Annotated in this window: 9 protein-coding genes; 4 read left to right on the top strand and 5 right to left on the bottom strand. The window is 70.9% G+C overall.

The window, feature by feature from the left end; translation table 11 throughout:
• Window positions 1-225 precede the first annotated feature (225 nt).
• From PLJ28_RS13680 to PLJ28_RS13660, 5 genes are read right to left on the bottom strand one after another with little or no spacing between them, the layout of a single operon-like run.
• Window positions 226-1,506, bottom strand: a complete 1,281-nt coding sequence (locus tag PLJ28_RS13680; RefSeq protein WP_298043340.1) for a PucR family transcriptional regulator — start codon at window positions 1,504-1,506, stop codon at window positions 226-228.
• Window positions 1,506-2,951, bottom strand: coding sequence for an aldehyde dehydrogenase family protein (locus tag PLJ28_RS13675; protein ID WP_298043325.1), 1,446 nt, complete (start codon window positions 2,949-2,951; stop codon window positions 1,506-1,508). Before PLJ28_RS13675 ends, PLJ28_RS13680 begins: the two co-directional genes overlap by 1 nt.
• A gap of 17 nt (window positions 2,952-2,968) precedes the next feature.
• On the bottom strand, window positions 2,969-4,198 hold the full coding sequence (locus PLJ28_RS13670; protein ID WP_298043327.1) for a flavin monoamine oxidase family protein: 1,230 nt from the start codon (window positions 4,196-4,198) through the stop codon (window positions 2,969-2,971).
• A complete protein-coding gene (locus PLJ28_RS13665) occupies window positions 4,195-5,637 on the bottom strand; it encodes a flavin monoamine oxidase family protein (protein ID WP_324590246.1) in 1,443 nt (480 codons plus the stop codon). Before PLJ28_RS13665 ends, PLJ28_RS13670 begins: the two co-directional genes overlap by 4 nt.
• 55 nt (window positions 5,638-5,692) lie before the next feature.
• Window positions 5,693-6,313 carry a helix-turn-helix domain-containing protein gene (locus tag PLJ28_RS13660; protein WP_298043330.1) on the bottom strand — a complete coding sequence of 207 codons (621 nt, stop codon included), beginning with the start codon at window positions 6,311-6,313 and terminating at the stop codon, window positions 5,693-5,695.
• Between the two features lie 260 nt (window positions 6,314-6,573).
• Here PLJ28_RS13660 and PLJ28_RS13655 point away from each other — a divergent pair, with 260 nt between their 5' ends.
• The 4 genes from PLJ28_RS13655 to PLJ28_RS13640 form a co-directional block, all read left to right on the top strand.
• A complete protein-coding gene (locus PLJ28_RS13655; RefSeq protein ID WP_298043332.1) occupies window positions 6,574-7,692 on the top strand; it encodes an extracellular solute-binding protein in 1,119 nt (372 codons plus the stop codon).
• A gap of 3 nt (window positions 7,693-7,695) precedes the next feature.
• Window positions 7,696-8,607, top strand: a complete 912-nt coding sequence (locus PLJ28_RS13650) for an ABC transporter permease (RefSeq protein ID WP_324590245.1) — start codon at window positions 7,696-7,698, stop codon at window positions 8,605-8,607.
• Entirely contained in the window at window positions 8,604-9,386 is a 783-nt protein-coding gene (locus PLJ28_RS13645) for an ABC transporter permease (protein ID WP_298043336.1), read from the top strand. Before PLJ28_RS13650 ends, PLJ28_RS13645 begins: the two co-directional genes overlap by 4 nt.
• Window positions 9,383-10,134 (top strand): ABC transporter ATP-binding protein (locus tag PLJ28_RS13640; RefSeq protein ID WP_324590244.1); only part of this gene is annotated, 752 nt, incomplete at its 3' end. The genes PLJ28_RS13645 and PLJ28_RS13640, both read left to right, overlap by 4 nt.

Here is a 10,134-nt window from a genome sequence, read left to right as displayed (position 1 = left end):
GACGCGACGCGGTCCGGATGCAGGTGGGGCGTGGCTGACATGATCGGGTGTCCCTCCGGGGGTCGTCGCGACTGCGGTGGATCCCAGCCTAGGGATCCGCACCGCCGGGCAGAACTGCCGATTGCGCAGTCCTGCCGACCCGGCATTGACGATTCGTCAAGGACCGGTGCCCCGGGACCGGCCGGGCCACGTCCCGGACCCGGCCGTGGCCGGACGCGGGATCCCTCACGTGCTTCGGCGGTTCCGCAGGGTCCGGATCCCCAGGGAGAGCACCAGCAGCCCGTCGGGATGCATGGGGTCGTGCCCCGTGATCCGCGCGATGCGCTTGAGGCGGTAGAGCACGGTGTTGGGGCGGACGTGCAGGACCGTGGCGGCACGGGCGGCCTGGTACCGGTGCTGGATGTAGGCCTCGAGGGTCTCCAGCAGCCCCGTGCCGTGGTCCCGGTCGTAGGCGAGCAGGGGCTCGAGCGCGGACTCCACGAGTCCGGCGGCGTCGGCCCCCTCCGCGAGGGTGAGGCCGAGCAGCACGTCGCGGTGGGTCTGGACCCGGTCCGTGCCGGGCGTGGTCAGCGCGATGTCGGTCGCGGCCCGCGCCTGCCGGTAGCTGACCGCCGCATGATCCACGCCGCCGCCGCTGCTGCCCACCCCGGCCACCAGTCCCTCCACCTCCTGCACGGCGCGGGCGGCGGCCTCCTGCAGGCCGCGGCCGTGCTCGGGGGCCTCCACGAGCCAGACGATCTCCTCGTCCCGCAGCCCCATCAGGCCCAGCCGCCCGCGCGTCGTGCCCTCGAGGGGTTCCCCCAGGGCGCGGGACGTCACCTCCTGGGCCCGGGCGAGGTCCTGCTGCCCCGGGGGGAAGCGGAACGTGACGATCGCGTGCCGGTGGCCCTCGAGGTCGAAGCCCTGCAGGTCCAGGGCGTCCCGGAGCCGGGCGCGCGCCTCCGGCGTCGTCCGTCCGTGGATCAGGGCCTCCAGGACGTCACTGCGGAGGATCGGCCGGTTCCGGCGCAGGCCCGCCTGTTCCTCCACGTAGGCCTGGACCACCGCCGCGGACATGATGTCGACGTGTTCCATGACCCGCCCGGCCAGCCTGAGTAGCACCCGCAGCTGGGCCGGGTCCTGGAGGTCGGCGCAGTCCACGAGCTCGTCCCAGATGGTGCGCTCCCGCACCCGGTAGGCGCGCAGCAACGCCGGCAGGGGCACCGCCTGGTGGAAGCGGCGTGCGGCCGCCCGCGCGTTCAGGCGGATCTCCTCCTCGGCGGGCGGGGTCTCCGTCATCAGGGAGGTGAGCATCTGGCGGATCTTCTCCGCGGCGAGCGGCAGCACGTCGCGCTCGACGACACCGTCGGCGAAGGCGCGGTACTCGACGACCTCGTCCCGGTAGGTCTGGGCGAGACGTCGTGCGATGTCCTCGATGCGGGCGTTGACGCGTTCGGAGATCAGCAGCAGGGCGCGGGAGTCCGGATCCCGGACGTCACCGGCGGGGGCGGGCCCGGTGGCCGGCATCACCGCGGATCGGTGTAGGTGGTCTTGTGCTGGGTGTAGAACTCCCGGGCCGCGCTGCCCTGTTCCCGCGCACCGTAGCTGGATCCCTTGCGCCCGCCGAAGGAGACGTGGGGGTCCACTCCGGCCGTGGGCGCGTTGACCATGACCATGCCGGCCTGGGACCGGCGCTTGAAGTCGGCGGCGTGCGCCAGGCTGCCGGTGCAGATCCCCGAGGACAGCCCGAACTCGGTGTCGTTGGCGGTGGCCAGCGCCTCGTCGTAGTCGGCCACCCTGATCACGGCCGCCACCGGCCCGAAGACCTCCTCGCGGTTGATCGTCATGGCGTTGGTCGTCCCGGTGACCAGGGCGGGGGACATGTAGTGGCCGTCCGTGGCGAGCCGGAGCCGTTCGCCGCCGTGGACCTCCCCGCCCTCCTCGCGGGCCGTGCGGACATAGGCCAGGTTGCCCTCCAGCTGCCCGTGGCTGGAGATGGGGCCGACCGCGGAGCCCGGATCCCGGGCATCCCCGACCGTCATCGCCCCGACCCGCGCCAGGAGCCGGTCCACGAACTCGTCGTGGACGTCGGCGGTGACGATCAGCCGGGAGGAGGCGGTGCACCGCTGTCCGTTGGAGAAGAACGCCCCGTTGAGGGCGCACTCCACCGCGTGGTCGAGGTCGGCATCGCCCAGGACCACGAGCGGGTTCTTCCCGCCCATCTCGCACTGGACCTTGATCCCCTGGGCCACGCAGGCGGCCGCCAGTCCCCGGCCCACGGCCTGGGAGCCGGTGAAGCTCAGGGCGTCCACCGCGGACGACCCGGTCAGGGCCGCACCGGTCACGGCGCCGGAGCCCATGACGAGGTTCAGCACCCCGTCCGGGAGCCCGGCGTCGGCCAGGATCCTCGTCAGTTCCCAGGCGCACCCGGGGGTGATGCCGGCCGGCTTGAACACCACGGCGTTGCCGAAGGCCAGTGCGGGAGCGATCTTCCAGGCCGGGATGGCGATGGGGAAGTTCCACGGGGTGATGACGCCGACCACGCCCAGGGGGTCGTGGTGCATCTCGGCGATCAGCCCCGGCCGGACGGAGTCGATCACCGTCCCGGCGTTGCGCAGGGCCTCCCCGGCGAAGAAGTCGAAGATCTGCGCGGCCCGGTTGACCTCGGCCACGGCCTCGGCGATCGGCTTGCCGAGCTCGCGGGCCAGCAGGTCCCCCAGCTCGGCGGACCGGGCCGCCAGCTGCCCGGACGCGCGGGACAGGACCTGCGACCGGGCCAGGGGGCCGGCCTGCGCCCATCCCGGCCAGGCGTGACGGGCGGCCTGGACGGCCTCGGCGACGGTGTCCGCGTCCGCCTGGGCGTAGCGCCCGATGACGTCCGAGAGGTCCGAGGGGTTCACGTTCTCCGTGCGGTCCTCCGAACCCACCCATGCTCCGCCGACGTAGTTGTCAAAGGCCGGGGTCTGCGTCATCGCCTGCTCCTTCGTCGTCATGCCTGGAGCACCCGGTCGAGTGCCGCCGCGGCGCGGTAGCCCGAGGCCACGGCGCCCGAGAGTGACTGTGCCAGACCGGTGTGCTCACCGGCGATCGCCACGCGGCCCGCGGCCTCATCGAAGGCCGTGGCGTCCGCGGCGCTCCAGTCGAGTCCTGCCGCGCTGTAGGCGCCGCGCGTCCAGACGTCGTCCGCCCAGGTGGTGAGCAGCGGCTCGCCGTCCGGCACCATGGACGGGCGCAGTTCGCGCAGCTTCTGCGCCCACAGCGAGGGCCCGTTCCCGACGTCCAGCGCCGCGACCGCGTCCGGCCCGCCCGCGAAGGTGGACAGGGCGGCGACGCGGTGCTCGCCGTCGATGCCGAGGGACTGCCAGGACCACCACGTGTGCTCGGCGCTCTGCACGGCCGAGTCCTGCTCGGACGCCGAGACCGGCACCCCGAGCTTGGCGGCGACCCCCATGAACCGGTGGTCCAGGGCCGTGCTCATGCGTTCGGGCAGGTCGAAGCCGAACCGGAGGGAGCGCAGGAGCGGGAGCGGGACGGCGACGACGCCGGCGTCGCCCTCGACGCTGCTGCCGTCGGTGAGTTCGAAGCGCACGCCCCGCGGCGACTGCTCGACGCCGGCCACCGGGCTCTCGAGCCGGACGGCCGCGCCCAGCCGGCGCGCCAGCTCGAGCGAGAGGGACTGGTTGCCGTGGACCAGCCGGCCGCCGTCCTCGACGTAGAGGTCGCCCGCCGAGGACTCGTGGAGCACGGCGGCCTCGGCGCTCACGGCTTCCGGATCCGCGGCCAGCGACGTCGCCAGCCGCCGGTAGACGGGATCATCCCGGAACCCGGCCCCGAGGGCCTCCCGGAACACGGCCGCGACGGAGACGGACCTCTCCCCGTCCGCGAGCATGCGCCGGAGGGTGTCCCGGGCGGCGTCCATGCGCCGGGTGAGCGTGTCGACGTCGACGTGCCGGCCGTTGAGGGTGCGCCTGGCGTACCGGACGCCGTGGCTCATGATGGGGACGCCCACCTCCGCCGCGAGGCGGCGGATGGCGAACTCGGTGGGGAAGATGTACTCGCCACCGCGCTCGGTGATCACCCCGTTGGGCAGGGTGGCCGACCAGGTGCGGCCGCCCACCCGGTCCCGCGCCTCCAGCACCACGACCTCGTGGCCCTCCTTGTGCAGTTCCCACGCGCTCGTGAGGCCGGCGAGGCCGGCTCCGGCGATGACCACCTTCATCGTGACTCCCTGTTTCCGAGGTTTCCGGGGTTTCCGGGGTTTCTGACGTTCCCGAGGCTTCCGGCGTTCCCGACGCCGACGGGGTCCGGGACCGGCTCCGCGGACCCTGCCAGTTCCTGCCGGATGCGGGCCGCGGCCCGCAGTCCGCTCTCGATCGCGCCGTCGACGAACCCGCCCCAGAGGTTGGCGTTGTCGGAGGTGGCGAAGTGCACGACTCCCTGGGGTTCCTGGAGCCCGGCCAGGTCCCGCGTGAGCTGCCCCGGACGGAACAGCTGCCAGGTCGTCTCCGCCAGGTCGTCCGCCATCCAGTCGTGACCGGCCACGTCGAGGACCTCGAGGTCGTCGCGCCAGACGTCGAGGGCGGCCTGCGCGTCGCGGACGGACGTGACGTCGAAGGCCTCGTGGTCCGGGCCGAACCCCACGAGGATCGAGGCGTCGTCGGCGATGAACTCGCTCTTGACGACGGAGAGGGGGTGCTCCTGGCTCGAGTAGGCGAAGAACCGCTGGACCGGCCCCCGGACCTTGATCCACACCTTGACCCCGCGCGAGGCGGACCTCTCGGCGTTCATCCGGGCCACCGCCCCGGTCAGCGCCGGTGCGAAGCCGATCCGGTGGATCGCGTTGAACGGGGTGGTCACCACCACGCGCCGCGCCCGGAGGGTGGAACCGGAACCCGAACCGGTCTCGCCGTAGACGACGGTGGCCCCGTCCGGGTCCTGCCGGACCGACCGCACGCGCTGGCCCAGCCGGATGCTCCCGCGCACGTCCCGGGCGATGTCCCCGGCGAAGGCGGTCATGCCCCCGTCCACGCGATAGGTGGCCGAGGCCTCGTGCATCAGCTCCCAGAACCCGCCGGTGGCCGCGGCCCACCGGAGCGCGCTGACCAGGCCGACGGCGTCGAGCCGGGCGTTGGCGTGGCCCACCCACACGGACTCGTTGGCGCGCCGCTCCTCCTCGCCGAGGTCGAGCTCGTCCAGGCGGTCCTGCAGCGAGCGGGGGTCCAGGGTGGCCAGGTTCGGGGAGGCGGCGGGATCCGCGGGCCGGGGGAGGGCGGTGAGGGCATCGTGGACGATGCGCGCCTGCCCCGGGGCGATGAGGGCGTTGAACTCCTCCAGGGTGCCGGTCCGTACCTGGCCGCCGGCACCCAGCCAGTACGCCTCCTCGGTGCGGGGGCTGCGGACGATGCCTCGCCCGTACCGCGTCAGCTCCGCCCACGTGTGGGGCTGCACCCAGTGCACCCAGGTCCCGCCCAGCTCCAGGTCGTGCCCCAGGCGGTGGTCCGTCCAGACGCGTCCGCCCACGCGGTCGCGCGCCTCGAGGACCACGACGTCGAGGCCCGAGTTCGCCAGTTCCCGCGCGGCGATGAGGCCGGCGAAGCCGGCGCCGACGACGACGACGTCGGCGGACTCCTCGGGAGGGTTCGGCGGCGGGACGGACACGGGTGCTCCTTCGGGGTGGGGGTAGCGACGGCCGCCCGCGGGCGGCCGGGAGGGGTCAGGTGCCGGGGACGATCTGTGGACCGATGTCCAGGGTCGTGACGGTGGGCGGGCTCGTGATCACCAGGACGATCGCGGTGCCGGTGCCGGCGTTGCGGATGGAATGCGGGGTCGAGGTGCGGTACTCGGCCGTGTCACCCGGTTCGAGCACGTGCTTCTCCTCGCCGATGGTGACCTCCGCGGCCCCGTCGATGACGGTCACGATCTCCTGGGCGTCACCGTGCGTGTAGGGCTCATCACCGGTGCCCTCACCCTCGTCGAACTCCAGGCGGTATCCCTCGATGGCCTGCAGGGGCGGCGGGGTGAGGAGGATCTTGCGGTATCCCGCGGACTGGATGGCGGGATGGCGCCCGAGCCGGGTGACCCGTCCCGCCGGGGAGTGCTGGCTGAACAGATCGGCGAGGTTGATGCCCAGCGCCTCGGCGATGCGGACCAGCGTGGCGATGCTGGCCCCCGATTCCCCCCTCTCGAACTGGCTGATGAAACTCGGCGTGGTGCCGGTGAGCGATGCCAGCTCCCGCAGTCCCATGCCCCGGTCGGTGCGCAATTGCCGGACCCGGGGGCCGGGAGTGCCGGTGACGGAGTCGGGAACGGCGGCATCGGACTGTTCGGCGGTCATGGGTGACCGTCGCCGGGCAGTGGGAGACGTGCCGCGCTGACGTGGGCGGACGATCTGTGCATGCCAGTGCCTTCCTGATCGCATTTCCCGCCGGGAATACGGCGTGAGGCCTGTCACAAGGAGAGTGTGGATCAGCTATTGTGTTTGCCCACCATATTGCTATTCTGAACGTCATCGCAAGCAGGACTTAACGCCTGTTCAGTACGGAACGGCTCTGTGGGGCAGGCATACGGGGTCTACGGACAACCTGAGGAGTACCCATGCACACCACATCCCCGCGGCGGCGTACGATCCGCACAGTCACCCTCGGTATGGCGGCCGCGATCGCGCTGGCCGGCTGTGGCTCATCCGAACCGGAGCCCTCTGCGACCTACGACCTCGGGACGCCCGTTGCGGGCGAGGTCCCCGAGGGGGTCTTCGAGGGCGTCACGCTCACCTTCGCCGGCTCCGGCGGCATCTTCCAGGAGGGCCAGACCACTGCGGCCTGGACCCCCTTCGCCGAGGTGACGGGGGCGACGTTCCAGCAGGACGCCTTCGATCCCGGCAAGCTCAAGGCGATGGTGGAGAGCGGGAACACGACGTGGGACCTCGTCAACACCACGCAGTTCGACACCGCCCGTTTCTGCGGCACGCTGTACGAGGAGTACGACTACTCGAAGGTGGACATCTCCAAGGTGCCCGAGGGCACCATCACGGACGACTGCATGGTGCCGCAGATCCTCTACGGGCTCGTCGTGGCCTACAACACGGAGGCCTTCGGGGACAACCCTCCGACCAGCGCCGCGGACTTCTTCGACACCGAGAAGTTCCCGGGCAAGCGCACCGTCAGCATGTCGCAGTACGTCGATCCGCAGATGCTCGAGTTCGCCATCGTGGCGGACGGCGGGGACACCGCCAACCTCACCCCGGAGCAGATCCCCACGGCCATGGAGAAGTACCGGTCGCTCGGGGACGACGTCATCGGCTGGACGAGTGGCGCCCAGGCCCAGCAGCAGCTCGAGAGCGGCGAGGCCGTCATGGGCCTGGTCTGGAGCGGCCGCGGGTACGGAGCGGCGGCGGCCGGAGCCCCGGTGGCGCCGATGTGGGACGAGTGGATGGTCATGGTCGACTCCACCGGCATCCCCAAGGGCACCAAGAACCTCGACGCGGCGTTCGCGGCCGTGAACTTCTACGGGGGTGCCGAGCAGCAGGCCACGATGACCGAGGAGACCTCGTACGGCCCCATCAACACCGAGGCGAAGCCCGAGCTCGACGAGACGCTGAAGACCTGGATGACGACGGAGAACCTGGAGACGGGTCATTACCCCAACGTCGACTTCTGGGTCGAGAACTACGACGCACTCGCCACCGAGTGGTCGGGCTGGGTGACCGGGGGCTGACCCATGAGCTCCGCCACGAGAGCGCTCGCGACCGACCCCGCGCTGGCCGCCCCGCCGGCCGGCGCGGGGCCGTCCCGCCGATCACGGGTCAAGTGGGGCCCGCTGCTCCTGCTGCTGCCGGCCATCGCGGTGGTCACCATGTTCTTCCTGGTGCCCCTGGTGGACGTGTTCATCCGCAGCGTCACCGACCCGGAGCCGGGGCTGCAGAACTACGAGTGGCTGCTGACGAACCCCGTCAACCTCGAGGTCATCGCCCGGACCTTCCTGACCTCCCTCGTCGTCACCTTCGTGTGCCTGGTGGTGGCCTATCCGTACGCCTACCTGATGACGATCGTGGGGGAGCGTGCCCGGGCATGGCTCACCCTGTTCGTCATGATGCCGCTGTGGACCAGCATCCTCGTCCGCACGCTGGCCTGGATGGTGCTCCTGGCGGACACCGGCCCGATCAACGACTTCCTGGAGGCCATCGGCGTCGGCCGCCAACCGCTCATCCGCACGACCTTCGGCGTCGCGCTGGGCATGGCGCAGGTCCTGCTGCCCTTCATGGTGCTGCCGATCTACTCGGCGCTGGCCAAGATCGACCGCCGCCTGCTGTCCGCCTCCTCGAGCCTGGGCGCGAACGGGATCACCACGTTCTTCAAGGTCTACCTGCCGCTGTCCCGGCCGGGCATCTTCGCGGGATCGATCACGGTCTTCATCCTGGGCCTGGGCTTCTACATCATCCCCTCACTGCTGGGCTCGCCGAAGGAGGCGATGGTCTCCTCCCTCATCTACCAGCAGGTCAGCGTGTTCCTGCTCTGGGGCCAGGGCGCCGCGCTCGGTATCGCCCTGCTCGTGGTGACGCTGATCATCCTGGTGGTCTTCAACCGGTTCGTCCGGGGAGCCAGCCTCGCCCCGGGGGTGGAGCCGGAATGACCATGAAGAGAGTCCTCGTCGCCTTCTCCGTCCTCGTCATCTTCCTGCTGATCGTGCCGACCCTGGTGATCGTGCCGATCTCCTTCAACGCCTCGCCGTCCTTCGACTTCCCGCCCAAGGGCTGGTCGCTGCAGTGGTACGAGAACTTCCTCACCGACCGCGAATGGCTCAAGGCACTCGGGAACTCGGTGCTCGTGGCCATCCTGACGGCGACCGTGGCCACGGTGACCGGGGTGCTCGCGTCCCTCGGCCTGAGCCGGGTCAGGTTCCGGGGCAAGTCCCTGCTGGAGAACTACTTCCTGGCGCCGATGATCGTCCCCGGGATCGTCATCGCGATCGGCCTGTACTCGCTGTTCATCCGGCTCGACCTGCTCGGCACCATCCCCGGGTTCGTCTTCGCCCACACGATCGTCGCCCTGCCGCTCGTCATCATCAACGTGATGGCCAGCCTCCAGGGCGTGGACCCGCGGCTCGCGCAGGCCGCCGCGAGCCTGGGGGCGAGCAAGGCGCGGACGTTCTTCACGATCACGCTGCCGCTGATCGTGCCGGGGGTCACCGCGGGGGCGCTGTTCGCCTTCGTGACCTCGTTCGACGAGATCATCCTGTCCCTGTTCATCCAGGATCCGAGCCTGCAGACGCTTCCGGTGAAGATCTACCGCAGCGTCACGCAGAGCACCGACCCGACGGTCGCGGCGGTCGCCGTCATCACCATGGCCGTCTCCGTGACCGTCATGCTGGTCGCCCAGCTTGCCACCCGAAAGAGGAAGGCCCTCACATGACCGAGACTGGAGCGCACAGCGTGGGCGCGGCGGAACCCGGGGAGCGCGACCTCAGGGACGCCTCGCTGGACACCCGCACCCTCCGGCAGATCAACGAGGCCGGCATCAGCCTGAAGGGCGTGACCAAGCGGTACGGGGACAAGGCCGTGGTGGACGACATCGACCTGGTCATCGAGCCGGGCGAGTTCATGACGCTGCTGGGGCCCAGTGGTTCGGGCAAGACCACGACGCTCAACATGATCGCCGGGTTCGCGGACGTCACCGAGGGCCTGCTGCACATCTACGGCAAGCCGGTGGCCAAGCTGCCGGCGCACAAGCGGGACATCGGCATGGTGTTCCAGAACTACGCGCTCTTCCCGCACATGACGGTCGAGGAGAACGTCGCCTACCCGCTCCAGCGCCGCAAGATGCCCAAGGCCGAGCAGAAGAAGCGGATCGCCGAGTCCCTGCAGATGGTCCGCCTGGCCGAGTACGGCGGCCGGTACCCGGCGGAGCTGTCCGGCGGCCAGCAGCAGCGCGCCGCACTGGCCCGGGCCCTGGTATACAACCCCCGGGTTCTGCTGATGGACGAACCCCTGGGCGCGCTGGACAAGAAGCTGCGCGAGTGGCTGCAGCTGGAGATCAAGCGCATCCACCAGGAGGTCGGCTCCACCTTCGTCTACGTCACGCACGACCAGGAGGAGGCGCTGTCCCTCTCCGACCGGATCGCCGTGTTCAACAACGGCAAGATCGAGCAGGTCGGCACGGG

The sequence above is a fragment of the Citricoccus sp. genome, assembly GCF_035445025.1.
Lineage (GTDB): Bacteria > Actinomycetota > Actinomycetes > Actinomycetales > Micrococcaceae > Citricoccus.
Note: the sequence above shows the minus strand (reverse complement) of the source record. Positions and strands in the feature narration are given on the sequence as shown.